Below are 15,729 nucleotides of genomic sequence, written 5' to 3' on the forward strand. Positions count from 1 at the left end.
TCACTGCAGGACCCGTCGCACCGCCTCGATCACGTCGTCGACATCCTCATCGGTCAGCTTGGCGGAAAGGGGCAGCGAAACCGTCTGCCTGCCCACGCGCGTGGCGTGCGGCGTATCTTCAGGCCGCCACCCGAAGGTGTGCTGGTAGTACGGGTGCTCGGTCAAGGCGAGATAGTGCACGCCGATGCCGATGCCCTGCGCGGTCATCGCGTCGAGGAACTCGTCGCGCGCAATGCCGCATCGCGCCTTGTCGACCTGGATGCTGAAGAGGTGATGGGCATGACGCGTATCGGGTGCAATCTCCGGTGGCAGCTCGATGGGCAGGTCGGCCAGTTCTTCCATGTAGCGTTCCCAGATCGCCTTGCGCCGCTGCCAGTACGCCTCGACGCGTGCGAGCTGCTTCAGGCCGATGGCAGCCTGCAAGTCCATCATGTTGTATTTGAAGCCCGGCGCGACGACGTGATAGTGCTTGTAGCCTTCGTCACCGAATCGCTTCCATGCATCCTTGGTCATGCCATGAAGACCGAGGACCTTGATGGTGGCTGCGTCTTCCTCCCTGCGCGCGAACACCATGCCCCCCTCGCCCGTCATGAGGTTCTTGGTCACGTAGAAAGAGAAACAGCCGAAGTCCCCGATCGTCCCGACGTTGCGCCCGCGGTACTCGGTTTCGATGGCGTGAGCGCAGTCTTCGATGACCTTGAGGTTCTGGTCGCGTGCCATCGACATCAGCGTGTCCATCTCGCAAGGACGGCCTGCGAAATGGACCGGAACGATGGCGCGCGTTCGAGAAGTCAGTTTGGCGCGCACTTGGGAGGGATCGATGTTCAGCGTCTTCGGATCGATGTCGGCAAGCACCGGCGTTGCGCCTGCGTGAATGATCGCGTTGGCCGTCGCGCAGAAGGTCATCGGCGTCGTGATGACTTCGTCGCCAGGCTGGACGCCCGAAGCCAAGAGCGACAGATGCAATGCCGCGGAGCACGAATTCAGTGCCACGGCATGCGGCGCGCCGCGGTAGCGGCCGAACTCCCGTTCGAACTGCGCAACCCGAGGGCCAGTGCCCAGCCAGCCGGAGCGCATCACGGCTTCGACTTCACGAATCTCGTCTTCCTCGATCCTCGGCGAGCCGAAAACCATGAAATTGTCTTTGCCGCGCACGGACATCTGGCACCTCCCTCAAGGGTCTGGATCAGCGGATCAGCCAGTGACTTGCTCTTGTCGCGTTGTTTTTAAACGTTATTTCTTAACGTTGGGCTGGCTGCCCTCGTCTTTAACCCCGATTTCGTAACCAGGTTTGTCGGACGATGGCGCTTGATGGCGTCCGCAAGCCGGGTGGTGTGCCCCGGCCGACCCTGACCCTGCCCAACAGGGCAGTAGCGGCAAGCCCTTGCGGCTTCACACAATGAAGCCATCTAAGGAGCTCCCATGGCCGATATCCGCGAAACCCCCCGTTCTTTCTCTCTCGAACAACTGTCGGCAGCAATGGCTGACGTCGTCGCCGCCGCAGCCGGCAGCGTGGTCGCAGTGCATGCCGGGCGCGCGCGCATCACCGGCATTGCGTGGCGCGACGGGCTGGTCGTCACCAGCGAAGAAGCACTGCCTGACGACCTGACGGGCACGACGGACCTGACGGTGCGCCTGCCAGGCGGAGCAAGCACCAAAGCTACGCTCGTCGGGCGCGATGCCGGCACTGACGTTGCGCTGCTTCGTCTCGAAAGTGCTGCGCCTTCCCCGGTCACGTTCGATGCAGCGACGGTGCGCGTCGGTTCGATCGCGCTTGCAATCGGGTCTTTTGACGGCACGCCGACCGCGGCTGCTGGCTTGGTTGCGCTCTCCGGCCCCGCATGGCGCAGCCTGCGCGGCGGCGAAATCGACGCACGCATCGAACTCGGGCTAACGATGCGCCGCAGCGCCGAAGGCGGACTGGCGCTCGATGCGCTGGGCCGTGCCATCGGCATGAGCGTGTTCGGGCCGCGCCGGCGCGTGATCGTCATTCCAGGCGCAACGATCGACCGCGTCGCCGCACAGCTTGCCGCCCACGGGAGAGTGCCGCGCGGCTATCTCGGCGTAGCGCTCCAGCCAGTGAAGGCCGGGCCGGAGGGCATCGGCGCGATGGTCATGGGCGTCGACCGCGACGGCCCCGCTGCGGCAGCAGGACTGCATCAAGGCGACGTGATCCTCGCCTGGAACAACGAACCGCTGCGCAGCGTGCAGACGCTGTTGCGCTCGCTGGGACCCGCCAGTGTAGGCACCATCGTCAAGTTGTCGCTGCAACGCGCCGGGCAGCCGACAGAAGCACAAATCACCATCGGCGAAAGGCCGGCCGATTGAACAAGACGAGCACCACGGATGCGATCGTGATCGCGGTCGATGTCGAAGACGCCGAATTGTCCGAACGGCTGCTGGCATCGCTTGCGGACGCTCCCGGTGTGCGCATCGCGCGGCGTGGCGAGCCCGCGGATGTCGCTCTGGTTGTGGCCAACGCCAACCCCGAGACCGACTCGAATGCAGACAGCTCCCTGACGCGGCGGGAACTCGAAGTGCTGGCGCTCATGGCCGAAGGCGCATCGAACAAAGGCATCGCGCGGCGATTGGGCATCTCCGTCCACACGGCCAAGTTCCACGTGGGCTCGCTGCTCGACAAGCTCGACGCCACCGGCCGCACGGACGCAGTGGCACAGGCCGTCCGGCAAGGCGTCATCCATCTCTGAGGTCATGAGGTCATCATGTTTGACGACAACACACCTTCCATCCTCACCAGCGGCGAAGAGGCCGAGGCGGGCCAGGACGCGCTCATCGATGCCTACTCGCACGCGGTCGCAAGCGTGGCCGACAGTGTGGGTGCGGCTGTCGTGCGCGTACAGGGCGGTTCCGGGCGCCGCAGCGGTCTCGGCTCCGGCGTGGTGATTGCCGGCGACGGATTGGTGTTGACGAACAGCCATGTCGTCGGCGGTGCGCGCCGGGTTCGCATCGGGCTTACTGAGGCGGGCGACCGGGAAGCGGAAGTCCTGGGCGACGATCCCGCAACCGATCTCGCGCTGCTGCGCGTGGAACTGCCGCGCGGCGCGGCAACGGCGAAGCTGGGCGATTCAAAGGTGCTGAAACGTGGGCACTTGGTGGTGGCCATCGGCAATCCGCTGGGTTTCGAATCGACGATCACCGCGGGCATCGTCTCGGCGCTGGGCCGGTCGCTGCGCTCCCAGAGCGGACACCTGATCGACGACGTCATCCAGACGGATGTAGCGCTCAATCCCGGCAACTCCGGCGGTGCGCTGGTGGCTGCCTCGGGGCTGGTGGTGGGCATCAACACGGCGATGATCGCCGGTGCGCAGGGTCTCGCTTTCGCGGTGTCGAGCAATACGGCGCGCTTCGTGATCGGCGAGTTCATTGCCCACGGCCGCGTGCGGCGCGCGCATCTGGGCATTGCGGCGCAGACTGTGCCCATGTCACGGCGGGTGGCGCTGGCGATTCATTCGGACGCGCACGCGGTGCGCATCGGCGAAGTGCAGGCCGGCGGCGCAGCCGATCTGGCGGGCTTGCGCGTCGGCGACATCCTCATCGCGCTCGACGATGTCGTCGTGCGGGGCGCGGACGACTTGCTGCGGCTGCTGGGTGCCGAGCGCGTTGGGCGACCTGTTCAGGTGTCGCTGCTTCGCGAAGGCAAGCTCATCAAGCGCACGGTGACCGCGCACGAGCGGCCGGCGCCGCCATTTTCGTGAAGACGGCAACCGTTCCCCGCCGCTGCGCTTCTTCGAATCGCGTTGAACTCGGAGCGGTTCGCCGCAACTACCCTTCCTTTTTAGTCATTCAAGCTGCTTTGCGAGCGTGAGGCATCGCGGGAGTGGTGCGCGAAATGCCGGATGGCGGTGCCCGGAAGACGCCGCCGTTTACGGTTCGCAGGTGTCGTAGTTGGGGAGAGTCGTGCTGCTGCCGGAACGTGCTTTGTTGTATTGCATGTAGCGCTCCGCGCGCTGCCGGGTATTTGCGGTCATGGCTTCGATCTTTCCCCCCAACTTGGAGAACTGCGCATGGGGAGTAAATCTGTCTCCACCGCAGTTGACCGCAGCCATGATTTTTTCTCCCGCTAGTTGCACTGCAGCCTTGTCCGTGAGGTCAATGATCAGAGTTTGCTGAATAGCGCTCGCATTCTGCGTAAGCGCCTTGCGCTGCGGCTCGGTCACGTCGAGCGTGCCGATCCAAGTCTCGATATCGTCGCGTACGCCATTCTTGTTGGCGTCCGGCCCTGCAATGTCGGACGAACGATCCAGTGTGGGATAGCCCCCTTTGCGCTCCAGCTGTTCGCTCTGCTGGGCGAGCGTGAGACTTCCCGGCGCAGTGGGCGACGAACCGAATGACGAGCCAGACGACGGTTCGGACGAGCTACCGGTCGATGACGTGGACGAACCTGTGCCCGCTCCGAAGGAGCCTGAGCCACCGCCACTACCGCCGCCGCAGGCCCCAAGAATTGCTGCCAAGAGAACGCCACCGATGAGCGATTTCAAAAATCCTGCCATTTTCATTTTTTCTCCCCGTATAGAACCTAGAGCTTGCCGAGCACGGCCTGAACCATCCCGTTGATCTTTTCCCGCGCCGCACGGGTCGGGTCAAGATAGGTGTCAACCAAGGTATGTCCGCTCAGGTCGCTCTTGCTTGCTGGCAGATTGATGTTGATTGGCGCCACAGCGCTGATGCCCTGAACACGCAGACCATTGATGACGAGATCGATATCGGCCAACAGGTGTTCGCCTCTCTGCGTCGGCGAAGCCGGGGCAACGTGAATCACACCGGCCTTGGTGTCCGGGTGACTGCCGCGAAGCCCGTCATAAGCGCTGTTCACGAACAGATTGCCTTGCGAATGCGCGATGAGCGCGAAGGAATAGTCTTCGTCGGCCAAGCCCCTGAGCTTTTGAAGTTGTGCCGCCACGTCCGCAGCGGTGGGCGGATTGCAGTACTTGAAAGCACCGCGGAACCCACGAATGAGATTCTGGTTTTCCGCCTGACAGGCTTCTGCCTCCGTGGCGACGTTGAACACGGGTGGTCTTTGTTGCCTATCGGCCTCGTAGAGGTCCAATACTTCGCCATATCTGGCCGGCCATGTCACTGGAGCCGCATGGGCGGCAGTTCCATGCAATGCTAGGAAGGCCACGAATGCCAGAACCACCAAGGATATTGGCGTGCTGGCTGCTGCGAGCCATCTGCGCAATAGGCCGGCATTGCTTAAGGCAAAGCCCCGGGCGGGGCACGCGCGGAAATGCGATCGGCGCTGCGCCGACCGCGAACGGTTCGTCATATTGAATCTCCCTGAATCTTTTTTTTACCGGCGCAACTGCGCGTCGGCGCGGCCACTATAAGCCAGGGACCTCACGCAAAAGCGAGCAAGCCTGAGTCAATGAAAGTCGCGGCTGCTGTTGCTTTGAGCGAGCCTTCCCAGCAGCGGCGTCAGATCCTTGAATCCGGTCGCCACCACATGCCGCACCTCGCCTCCGGTGTCCATGTCGCGCTGCCAGGTGCCCTGCACAGCCAGCAGCTTCGCCTTGAGCACCTGCTCGCGCCAAGTCTCGACCACGTGGCTCCAGACGATGATGTTGACGTTGCCGGTCTCGTCTTCGAGCGTGACGAAGATGGTGCCGTTGGCGGTCTGCGGACGCTGGCGGACTTGCACGATGCCGCAGGCGCGCACGGTCCGGCCGCTGGGCAGTGAGCGCAGTTGCTCCGCGCTCATGAGGTTCATGCGCGCCAGCCGCGAGCGCAGGAGCGCCAGCGGATGGCGCCGCAGCGTGAGGCCCAACGATGCGTAGTCGCCGACGATCTCCTCGCCTTCGGACGCAACGGGCAGTTGCAACGCCGGCTCGTTGATCGGCACACCCTTGAGCAGCGCGGGCGCGCGGCGCTGCGCGGTTGCATCCCACACCTGCTGTCGACGATGGCCGGAGAGCGCCATCAGCGCATCGGCCGCGGCCAGTGCCGCCATGTCCTTGCCATCAAGTTCGGCGCGAAGTGCAAGGTCTTCGGTGCTGGTGAAAGGCGCCTGCGCACGCGCGGCCAGAAGACGTTTGGCGCCCGCCTCGCTGAGGCGCGAGACGCGGCGCAGACCCAGGCGCACGGCTGGCTGCGGCGCGCGCCCCAGCCGATCGGCATAGCGAGCCTCGGTGCCAGTCGGCATGCGCGGCGCATCGGGCGCGCGAGCTTCGAGGCTGCTGTCGAATTCGCTCGTCGTCACATCGACCGGCCGCACCTCGACGCCATGGCGCCGCGCATCCTGCACGAGCTGCGAAGGGCTGTAGAAGCCCATCGGCTGGGCATCGAGCAATGCGGCCAGGAAGCAGGCGGGCTCGTGATACTTGATCCACGAGCTCACCGATACCAGCAGCGCAAAGCTGGCCGCATGGCTTTCAGGAAAGCCGTAGTCGCCGAAGCCGAGCACCTGCTGAAAGATCGCCTCGGCAAACGGGCGTTCGTAGCCCCGCTTGACCATGCCGTCGACCAGCTTGTCGTGGAACTTGTCGAGACCGCCCTTGCGCTTCCAGGCCGCCATGGCGCGGCGCAACTGATCGGCCTCGTCGGCCGAGAACTCGGCCGCGATCATGGCGATCTGCATCACCTGTTCCTGGAAGATCGGAACACCCAGCGTGCGCTCCAGTGCGACGCGCAGTTCTTCCTTCTCGTACTTGATCGGCAGCCCCTGGCGCAATCGATCGCGCTGCTTGAGGTAGGGATGCACCATGCCGCCCTGTATGGGCCCGGGCCGGACGATCGCCACCTGGATCACCAGGTCCTCATAGGTGCGCGGTTTCAGGCGCGGCAGCATCGACATCTGCGCCCTGCTCTCGATCTGGAACACGCCGACAGTGTCCGCGTCGCAGATCATGTCGAACACCGCATCGTCATGGGGGATCTGGTGCATCTGCCGCGTCGTGCCGCGCCAATGGTTCATGAGTTCGAGCCCACGCCGGATGGCGCTGAGCATGCCCAGCGCGAGCACGTCGACCTTGAGCATGCCCATCGCTTCGAGATCGTCCTTTTCCCACTGGATGACCGAGCGGTCTTTCATGGACGCCTTTTCCACCGGCACCAGGCGCGTGAGCCGCGTGTGCGTGAGCACGAAGCCGCCGACGTGCTGGCTCAGGTGGCGCGGAAAACCCCTGAGCTCCCGCGTGAGCTCGATCCATTGCAGCAGCTTGAGCTCGTCCTCCTGCACGCCCACGCGCTCTGCGGCGGCGCGCAGTTGCTCGCCCAGCACGGCTTCGTCGAACCAGTAGTGGTCCTTGGCGAATTCGTCGACGAGCCGCGCATCGATGCCGAGCGCCTTGCCCACGTCGCGCAGCGCACTGCGGGCGCGATAGCAGATGACGACAGCAGCAATGGCTGCGCGTTCGCGCCCGTATTTTTCATAGATGTACTGGATGACCTCTTCGCGCCGCTGGTGCTCGAAGTCGACGTCGATGTCGGGCGGCTCGCGGCGATGGCGGCTGAGAAATCGCTCGAACAGCAGATGGCCTTTGTCCGGGTCGATCGCAGTGATGCCCAGGCAGAAGCAAACCGCCGAATTGGCCGAGGAGCCGCGTCCCTGGCAAAGAATGTCTTTCGAGCGGGCAAAGCGGACGATGTCCTCGACCGTGAGAAAGAACATCTCATATTCGAGCTCGAGGATCAATCGAAGCTCGCGCTCTATTTGCAGCGACACCTTCTCCGGGATGCCCGAAGGATATTTGCCGCGCGCGCCCTCCCAAGTCTTGCGCACCAGCGTCTGCGCCGGCGTCTCGCCATTGCCGACGCTTTCGAGCGGGTACTTGTAGTTCTCCCGGATCACCTCGGGATCGAAACGGCAACGCCGCGCCACTTCGAGCGTGTTCGCCAGCATCTCGTCGGTGTAGAGCGCGGCCAGCCGCACGCGCTGGCGCAGATGCCGCTCGGCGTTGGACTGCAATGCGAAGCCGCATTCAGCCACCGTCTTGCCTTCGCGCACGGCAGTGAGCACGTCCTGCAGCGGCTTGCGCGCGCGTGCGTGCATGTGTACGTCGCCGGCCGCCACGAGCGGCACGCCGGACCGCTCGCCGGCTTGGAACAGCGTGACGAACCAGAGGTCGTCATCGAGTTCATTGAGCATCTCCACCGCCAGCCACAGGTTGCCGTCGAACAACGCCTTCGCGGCCGAGAGGTCTTCGTGCAATTGCTCGATGTCGATGGCGCCGCCGGGCTTTCGGTCGGGCACGAAAAGAATCTGGCAGTGCTTCAGCGAAGCGACGTCGCTGCCGTCCCAGGTCACCCGGTATTGGCCTTTGGGCAGCTCGGTGGTTCGCGCGGCGGTGATGAACTCGCAGAGGTTGCCCCAGCCTTCGGTGTCGTTCGCGATGACCACGAGCCTGAAGCGATCGAAGCGGAATTCGCTGCCGAACAGCAGGCGGAAATCAGGGTTGCGCGGAATGGGCGGCTCGTCAGGATGCTCGCGCTCGTAGACATCGAGCTTGGCGGGCAGTTCGCGCAGGCCGACGTGCGCACGCACCACACCGGCCACAGAGCATTCATCGGTGATTGCAAGCGCCGAGTAGCCGAGCTGATAGGCGCGCTCCACCAGTTCTTCGGGCGTGGAGGCACCGCGCTGAAAGCTGAAGTGGGTCAGGCAATGAAGCTCGGCATAGCCCGGCAGTCCGGGCGCGGGCGGTTGCCGCTCCGGCTGCGGCAAAGCGTGTACCTCGGCGAGCGTCAGCGCACGGGTTTTCTTGCCGCTGAGTTCAGGCATAGAGGCCTTGCAAGTACCAGCGGACCTCGCCTTCGGCGAAGCAGGCGGTCGAGCGCTCGCGGAAGATCCACACCAGGCCGGCTTTGGGGCTTTCGGCGACGTAGTAGTCGCGCACTGCGGGTTGGCCGCCCTCTTCCACGCCGCCCCACCAGCCTGCTTCGACGCGCTGGGGGCCGATCAGCCTGCGCAGCGGTCCTTGGTAGCAGGGGCGCTCGCCATCCATCTCAAGAGGCAGCGGCTCCGGCAACAACCACCCCGGGTAGATGGACTCACCCCCAGGCTTCGCGCACTTCGTGTCGCTTTGCCTACCCCCTTGCAGGGGGCAACACTGGTGGACCGGCGGAGCCGGTTCCACGGTGTTTCTGGAAGGGCGCTGTTTTGGGGCTTGCAGGGCGGGTTGCCACACTTGCATGCGTTCGGGGCGGTGGTCGGGCTGTAGCTTGGGCACCAGGACTTGCTGGGGGCCCAGGCGTGCACTGAGGCGCTCGACCATTTCGTGGAGCTTGTCGCCCTTGCGGTTGTCTTCGGGCAAGAAGCTGGTGCTGGCGCCGGCCCAGGGATCGGTTTCGAGCGAACGCAGGCGCAGCCAGCTTGCGGGGGCTGCCAATGTGGTGAGCGCGAGTTTCTCGGCCAGGAGCCGGCGCAGGTGCGCCATGTCCTGCGTGGGCTCGGCAGTGCGCACGGTGATGTTCTGGTGCGGCGGCAGGTTCACGCCGTTGAAGCGCTTGAGGTCGAGCGTCCATTCGAGTTCGAGCGCGCGTGCCCCGCGCTGGCGCGCGCGCAGCCAGATCTGCAGCCCCGCCAGCAGACGGTTGGCCGACCACATGAGCTCGTTGGCGCCTTCGGCCAGCGCAGGCAGTTCGAGCTTCTGCTCGAAGACGTCGGGCAGGCTGAGCCACGCATGGCTTTCGGGGCGCGAGCCCCAGGCGATGTCCAGTGCATTGCGCAAGCCGGTTCCAAAGCGCCGGGACAAGCCGCCGCGCGGCAAGGCGGCCACATCGCCCCAGGTGCGGCAACCGAGGCGCGCGAGCAGTTCGAGGTGCTCGTGCGCGGCGCTCAATGTGTCGAGCGGCAGGCCGGCGGGCATGTCGTCGGGCCGGCGTTCGCCGCGCACGAAAAGACGCAGCCGCGCCAAGGCCTCCAGGCTGGTCGCGCCCTGCGCTCCTTTCAGGGCCGCGTCGGGCGCAGGGTTGGCGCTGGCGAGTTGGCGCATCAGGCCCAGCCGACCGCCCCAGAGTCTTTCGCAGGCGGAGACTTCGAGCATCAGCGCTTCGTCCTGCCAGGCGACGTGCGGCGTGAATTGCAGCGCCCACCAGCCCAGGGCTTCGGTGGGCGGAAGGGGCGTGCCGGCTTGAGGTGGCCCAGCGGACTCAGGCAACCACTGCAAGGCGATCCAGTGCATGGCGTCCTTCCTTCCAGGCCTCGATGTGCACCACGGTGGCGGCATCGTGCGCCGGTGCCGTGCCCTGCTGTTGCAGGCGCAGCTTGCGTCGCAGCCGGGCGGCGGCGAGCAAGGCGCTCATGCGCTCGCTGCGTGCCGGCAGCATCACCGGCGCAGCGAGCGGCGGGCCGCGGCGCTTGAGGATGTGGAGTTCGATCTGGGCCGCATCGGCCTCGCTGCGCATGATCTGCAGCCGCAGCCGCGCCGGAGAGGCCGTTTGTGCCACCGTCCCGGGCCGGCAGACGAACAACACCGCATCGTGCTGCGCGGCAGCCAGCTGGAGCCGCCGCAATTCGCCGACCCGGGCCTGCGGCAACCAGGCCAGCACGGCGCCCACGTCAGCGCAGCGCAGCGCCTGCTCGCAGGCCCACAGCCGCGCGGCTGCGGCCTCGCTCCGGACCCACATCAGCGCCTCGGGCCTGAGGCCGTGCGCGGCCAGCGAGGCGCCGAAGGGCTCGCAGGGTGCGCCGATCAGCACCACCGGCCCGCCCCGCGCTTCCGCCGCCTGCACCAGACCGGGCAGCACCAGCTGCCAGAGCGGGTCTTCAGGCGCGGCCTGCAGCAGTTCCGTCATGGCGCCGACCGGCCAGCCGCCGCCCGGCAACTGGGCGTCCAGCGCCGCGTGACCGGTCCCGATGACCTGCGCATCGGCGCTGCCGAGTTCGTCGGCATGCCAGACGCCGCGGCCGGCGCCAGCGGGAAAAGAGTCGAGGAAAGGAAGGCCCATGATCAAAAGGTGAATAACTGTATTTTCATCCAGTATTTTCAGCCCTGCAACCGGAAGGACAAAGGAGAAAAGAGAGACACTGGCGCGCCAAAAAGGAGATTTCTTCATGACTTCATCCCCGCAGCTTTCCCAGGCCGACAAGGCCAGGACCTTCCGCGCCCTCCACGAATCCACCGAGGGTTTCATCATCCCGAACCCCTGGGACGTCGGCACGGCGCACCTGCTCGCGGGGATGGGGTTCAAGGCATTGGCCACCACCAGCGCCGGCCTGGCTTTCTCGCTCGGCCGGCCTGACAACGCCCTCTCTCGCGACCACGTGCTCGCGCATCTCCGAAGTCTTTCGGCCATCGACCTGCCCGTGAGCGCTGACCTGGAAAACGGCTTTGGCGACGCCCCGGAGGAAGTCGCGCAGACCATTCGGCTCGCAGCCGAGGCGGGCGTCGTCGGTGGATCGATCGAGGACGCCACCGGCCGCGCCGACGATCCCATCTATGCCCGCGACCTTGCGGTGGAACGCATTCGCGCCGCCGCGGAAGCGGCCCGCGCGCAGCCCTTTCCCTTCACCCTCACCGCGCGCGCCGAAAACCATCTTCACGGGCGCAACGACCTGGCAGACACCATCGCGCGCCTGCAGGCCTACCAGGAAGCCGGCGCCGATGTGCTCTTTGCGCCCGGCCTGGTCACGCGCGAAGACATCTCCACCGTACTGCGCGAGATCGATCGCCCGCTGAATGTGCTGATGGGCCTGGGCGCCGTCACGCTCGACGCGAAGACGCTGTTCGGACTCGGCGTGCGCCGCATCAGCGTCGGCGGTTCGCTGGCGCGCGCCGCAATGGGCGCCTTCCTGAACGCCGCCAACGAGTTACGCGAGCACGGCACCTTCACCTACGCCAGCAAGGCGGTGAGCCATCGAGAAATCAACGCGATGTTCTCAGCGCATTGAACCGGCAACGACCGGGATAACGGGCGATGATGGCCAATGACCTTCTCCTCACGCGCACCCAGTTGCTGCGGTTGGGCATCGCGCTCTGCGCCGGCGTCGCACTCCCTGGATTCGCGCAGCAAGGCAGATCGAAGATGAACACTCGCCCCATTCCCTCCACGAAGGAAGCCCTGCCGGTGGTCGGCTGCGGCACCTGGATCGGATTCGACCAGCGGCCCGGCACCGCCGCCTACCAGCAGCTTCCCGGCGTGCTCGAAGCGTTGTTCGCGGCCGGCGGAACCGTGATCGACAGTTCGCCGATGTACGGCCGCTCCGAAGAAACCACCGGCGAATTGCTGGCCGAATCGAAGCAGCGCGACAAGGCCTTTCTTGCGACCAAGGTCTGGACCTCGGGCCGCGAGGCCGGCATTGCGCAGATGGAGAAATCTTTCGAGCGGCTGCGCACCGAACGCATCGACCTGATGCAGGTGCACAACCTCGTCGACTGGAAAACCCATCTCGCCACGCTGCACGGCTGGAAGGACAAAGGCCGCGTGCGCTACATCGGCATCACGCACTACACCGAATCAGCGTACGGCGAAGTCGAAGCCGTGCTGCGTGCGCAGAAGCTCGATTTCTTGCAGATCAACTATTCGCTCGATGCGCAAGGCGCCGCGCAACGATTGCTGCCCCTGGCGGCCGAACGCGGCGTGGCGGTGATCGTCAATCTGCCTTTTGGTGGCGGCGGGCTGCTGCGCAGGCTGCGCGACAAACCCGTGCCAGTCTGGGCGACGGAGATCGGTTGCACGAGCTGGGCACAGGTGCTGATCAAGTTCGTGCTGAGCCATCCGGCCGTGACCTGCACCATCCCCGGCACCAGCCGAGCCGAGCACATGGCCGACAACGCGGCGGCCGGCACAGGGATCTTGCCGGACGCGGCATTCTGGAAAAAGAACCTGGCGTCGTTGCAGATCTAGGCACTGGGCTATCCGACGGATGGCAGCCAGAGATGCACCGTCGCAGCACACTCGAATTCCTCGCGCCTTTCAGGGGCTTGCCAATTGCCGAACATGTCCGTTGGGAGCGTCGCCGTTCCCTCCCCTTCGCAAACCAACTTCGCGGGAGCCAATCATCATGAATCATCGACATCAGCGAGAACGACAAAGCGGCAGGGAAGCGCGAGCGGCGTGCTGAAGATTGAATAGTCATGACATGACCATCCAATGGGACGAGCTCCGGGCCGCGTACGACGAGTGGCGCGCGGAGCGCGACAAGTACGACCGCTGGATGACGGTGCTGGCGGCCGCCGAGCCGTACGACAAGGCCGAGCTGCAGAAAGACATGGAAGAGCTCGATGCGAGGCACAAGGTCTTTCTGGAGAAGATCAGGCCGTTCGTCCGGTCGCTCGCCTAGTTTGCGATGAGCACGAGGATCGTCCAGTTCCTGGCCATCCTGATTGGCGCGCTCGCGCTGATTCCTTCAGGCGCGCACCTGGCTGCGCTTCCGAACAAGATCGGCCTTAACCAGCCGGAGTATTTTCTGGTCCAAGGCATCTATCGCGGCTGGTGGGTGCTCGGGCTGTTCTGGGTTGCGGCGCTCGTGGCGAACATCGTCCTGGCGATCGTCGTTCGCTCGCAAGCCGGACCGTTCTGGCTTGCGCTGTGCGCTGCAGCCTGCATCGTCGCCATGTTCGCGATCTTCGTCGCCTGGACCTTGCCCGCCAATCAAGCGACGCAGAACTGGACCGATGTCCCAGCCCATTGGGAGTCATTGAAACGCCAGTGGGAGTACTCCCATGCGGCAAATACGGCCATCGTGTTCATCGCTCTCTGCCTGGTTGCTGCGTCGGCGCTGTCCTGGCGGCAGGCGTGATGCCTATGCCGCCACCCACACCGTCTTGATGTTCACGAACTCCCTGATGCCGTAGCCCGACAGCTCGCGGCCATAGCCGCTGTCCTTCATACCGCCGAAGGGCAGCCTCGGATCGGAACGGACGGCGTCGTTGACGAACACGCATCCGGACTCGATCGACTCGGCCGCGATGCGCTCGCCGCGGCCCAGGTCGCGCGTGAAGATAGCGGCGCCAAGCCCGAACGAGGAGTCGTTGGCGGCGGCGATGGCCTCTTCCTCGTTGCGCACCGGAATGACCGCCGCTACAGGGCCGAACAGTTCCTCGTTGTAGGCCGGCATGCCCTTCGCAACATCGGTCAGCACGGTCGGCGGATAGTAGGCGCCCGGTCCCTCCGGAATCTTGCCGCCGAGCAGGCACCGCGCGCCGCGCTGCACGCTCTGCTCCACCTGCCGGTGCAGGGCCTCGCGCAAGTCGTGCCGCGCGAGCGGGCCGATTTCCGTAGCCATGTCCAGCGGATCGCCCTGCCGCGCCGCTTTCATTTTCTGCACAAAGCGCTGTTCGAACTCCTGCCGCACCGGCTCGACGACGACGAAGCGTTTGGCGGCGATGCAGCTCTGGCCGCCGTTGACCAGCCGGCCTTTGGTGCAGACGCTCGCGGCGAGCTCGATGTCCGCGTCTTCCAGCACCAGATAGGGGTCGCTGCCGCCCAGTTCGAGCACGGTCTTCTTCAGCATCTCGCCGGCCTTGCGCGCCACTGCGCTCCCGGCCGGGCCGCTGCCGGTCAGCGTGACCGCGCGCACCAGCGGATGCTCGATGGCCGCGTCGACCTGCGCACTGCCGATCAGCAGCGTTCGAAACAGGTGCTCGGGAAGGCCGGCTTCACGCAGGATCTGCTCGATCGCGAGCGCGCAGCCCGGCGTGTTCGATGCGTGCTTGAGCACCGCCGCGTTGCCGGCCATCAGCGCCGGAGCGGCGAACCGGAACACCTGCCAGAACGGAAAGTTCCAGGGCATCACGGCGAGCACGACACCCAACGGATTGAAGGTGACGAAACTCGCGCGCGCCTCCGTGTCGACCGGCTCACGCGCCAGCAGCCGCGCGGCGTTGTCGGCAAAGAATTCGCAGCAGCCGGCACACTTCTGCGCCTCGGCAATGCCGTCGCGCAACGGCTTTCCCATTTCGCGCGCCATCAGGCGGGCCCAGGTATCGGACTTCGCGCGCAGTATCTTTGCCGCCTCTCGCAGGCGCTGCGCACGCTGCTCGAACGATGTGCCGCGCCAGGCCAGGAACGCCTGGTGCGTCTTGCCGATGATCTCGTCGACGGCAGCGCGCGACATCTGCGCATGCGTCTCGAGCTTTTCGCCGGTGGCGGGGTTCATGGATTCGATGGCCATGTGGCTGGGCTCCTTCCGGGTGAATGCAATGCGCCGGCCGGGCAGCGCCCGGTTACCTGCCGGCCTTGTGCGCGGCCCGTGTCCGAGCCGCCTTGCGCGCCGCTGCCGAGCGCTCTGCCGCGGTGCGCTCCTTGGACACGGCCTTTGCATGGCGGGCCAGCGCCGGCTTCGACGCCGCTGCCGGGCTCTCGTGCTGCAGGGCGCCGATGGTCGCGCGCGAGCGCTTGCGCGACACCTTGGCATCGGGCTTGCGGCCGGCTTCCAGCGCATGCTGCGCGCTGTGTCGCGTTTTCTCGGAAGCTTCACCCTTCTTGGGCGGAGGCAGGTCGACGCCGGCGCGCCGCGCCTTGGACAAGCCGATCGCGATGGCCTGCTCGGGCGAACGCGCCCCGTGCTTGCCTTCACGGATGTGCTCGATCTCTTCCCGAACGAACTCGCCGGCCTGCGTGGTCGGCGCCTTGCCTTCGCGCTTGTCGCGCCTGGCGCGCTCGATGGTTTTCTTCTCGGGCATGGTGGATCTCCTGCAGTTGGAGTTTCCGGAGCGGCGCGAAGGGCTTCGCACTCCGCTGCCACGAACGATCACTCTAGGCCGACGATCCGCGGCGCGTGTAGGGCGCCGCGACCGCATCGGTGTAGGCCCCCAAGCTACCCGGGCC

15 protein-coding genes are annotated in these 15,729 nt (G+C 65.6%); 7 read left to right on the forward strand and 8 right to left on the reverse strand.

What is annotated here, in order from left to right:
• The gene (locus AC1DSF_RS07290) at positions 1–1,155 is read right to left on the reverse strand and encodes a DegT/DnrJ/EryC1/StrS family aminotransferase (protein WP_478182517.1); all 1,155 of its coding nucleotides are present in this window, start codon (positions 1,153–1,155) and stop codon (positions 1–3) included.
• Between the two features lie 267 nt (positions 1,156–1,422).
• Between AC1DSF_RS07290 and AC1DSF_RS07295 the strand changes: the two genes are divergently transcribed.
• The 3 genes from AC1DSF_RS07295 to AC1DSF_RS07305 are packed head-to-tail and all read left to right on the forward strand — an operon-like array spanning position 1,423 to position 3,716.
• Positions 1,423–2,328: a S1C family serine protease gene (locus AC1DSF_RS07295; protein WP_478182518.1), complete on the forward strand. Its 906-nt coding sequence runs from the start codon at positions 1,423–1,425 to the stop codon at positions 2,326–2,328.
• Positions 2,325–2,708, forward strand: a complete 384-nt coding sequence (locus AC1DSF_RS07300; RefSeq protein ID WP_478126560.1) for a helix-turn-helix transcriptional regulator — start codon at positions 2,325–2,327, stop codon at positions 2,706–2,708. Before AC1DSF_RS07295 ends, AC1DSF_RS07300 begins: the two co-directional genes overlap by 4 nt.
• A 15-nt stretch (positions 2,709–2,723) precedes the next feature.
• Positions 2,724–3,716 (forward strand): S1C family serine protease, encoded by a 993-nt coding sequence (locus AC1DSF_RS07305; RefSeq protein WP_478182519.1) that lies wholly within the window; start codon positions 2,724–2,726, stop codon positions 3,714–3,716.
• 168 nt (positions 3,717–3,884) lie between these two features.
• Here AC1DSF_RS07305 and AC1DSF_RS07310 read toward each other — a convergent pair whose 3' ends face one another.
• The 5 genes from AC1DSF_RS07310 to imuA all read right to left on the reverse strand — a co-directional run bounded on the left by AC1DSF_RS07310 (position 3,885) and on the right by imuA (position 10,905).
• Positions 3,885–4,517, reverse strand: coding sequence for a hypothetical protein (locus tag AC1DSF_RS07310; protein ID WP_478126562.1), 633 nt, complete (start codon positions 4,515–4,517; stop codon positions 3,885–3,887).
• A 20-nt stretch (positions 4,518–4,537) separates the two neighbouring features.
• Entirely contained in the window at positions 4,538–5,287 is a 750-nt protein-coding gene (locus AC1DSF_RS07315) for a hypothetical protein (RefSeq protein WP_478182520.1), read from the reverse strand.
• Between the two features lie 96 nt (positions 5,288–5,383).
• A complete protein-coding gene (locus tag AC1DSF_RS07320; protein ID WP_478182521.1) occupies positions 5,384–8,737 on the reverse strand; it encodes an error-prone DNA polymerase in 3,354 nt (1,117 codons plus the stop codon).
• The gene (locus tag AC1DSF_RS07325) at positions 8,730–10,139 is read right to left on the reverse strand and encodes a Y-family DNA polymerase (protein ID WP_478182522.1); all 1,410 of its coding nucleotides are present in this window, start codon (positions 10,137–10,139) and stop codon (positions 8,730–8,732) included. Before AC1DSF_RS07325 ends, AC1DSF_RS07320 begins: the two co-directional genes overlap by 8 nt.
• Positions 10,108–10,905 (reverse strand): translesion DNA synthesis-associated protein ImuA, encoded by a 798-nt coding sequence (gene imuA, locus AC1DSF_RS07330; protein ID WP_478182523.1) that lies wholly within the window; start codon positions 10,903–10,905, stop codon positions 10,108–10,110. The genes AC1DSF_RS07325 and imuA overlap by 32 nt, the downstream gene beginning before the upstream one ends.
• A 106-nt stretch (positions 10,906–11,011) precedes the next feature.
• On the opposite strand from imuA, the gene AC1DSF_RS07335 reads away from it, so the two are divergent.
• From AC1DSF_RS07335 to AC1DSF_RS07350, 4 genes are all read left to right on the forward strand, one after another.
• Complete coding sequence (locus AC1DSF_RS07335; RefSeq protein ID WP_478182524.1) at positions 11,012–11,848, forward strand: isocitrate lyase/PEP mutase family protein; 837 nt, start codon at positions 11,012–11,014, stop codon at positions 11,846–11,848.
• Between the two features lie 26 nt (positions 11,849–11,874).
• On the forward strand, positions 11,875–12,804 hold the full coding sequence (locus AC1DSF_RS07340) for an aldo/keto reductase (protein ID WP_478182525.1): 930 nt from the start codon (positions 11,875–11,877) through the stop codon (positions 12,802–12,804).
• A 235-nt stretch (positions 12,805–13,039) separates the two neighbouring features.
• Positions 13,040–13,240 (forward strand): hypothetical protein, encoded by a 201-nt coding sequence (locus AC1DSF_RS07345; RefSeq protein WP_478126569.1) that lies wholly within the window; start codon positions 13,040–13,042, stop codon positions 13,238–13,240.
• A gap of 6 nt (positions 13,241–13,246) precedes the next feature.
• Positions 13,247–13,699: a DUF1772 domain-containing protein gene (locus AC1DSF_RS07350; RefSeq protein WP_478182526.1), complete on the forward strand. Its 453-nt coding sequence runs from the start codon at positions 13,247–13,249 to the stop codon at positions 13,697–13,699.
• A gap of 3 nt (positions 13,700–13,702) precedes the next feature.
• Here the strand turns inward: AC1DSF_RS07350 and AC1DSF_RS07355 are convergent, their stop codons facing one another.
• Together AC1DSF_RS07355 and AC1DSF_RS07360 are read right to left on the reverse strand one after the other, a co-directional pair.
• Entirely contained in the window at positions 13,703–15,073 is a 1,371-nt protein-coding gene (locus tag AC1DSF_RS07355) for an NAD-dependent succinate-semialdehyde dehydrogenase (RefSeq protein WP_478182527.1), read from the reverse strand.
• Positions 15,074–15,125: 52 nt separating this feature from the next.
• A complete protein-coding gene (locus tag AC1DSF_RS07360) occupies positions 15,126–15,584 on the reverse strand; it encodes a DUF6496 domain-containing protein (protein ID WP_478126572.1) in 459 nt (152 codons plus the stop codon).
• Positions 15,585–15,729: the final 145 nt, after the last annotated feature.

The organism is Variovorax sp. 01N429 (assembly GCF_056399425.1).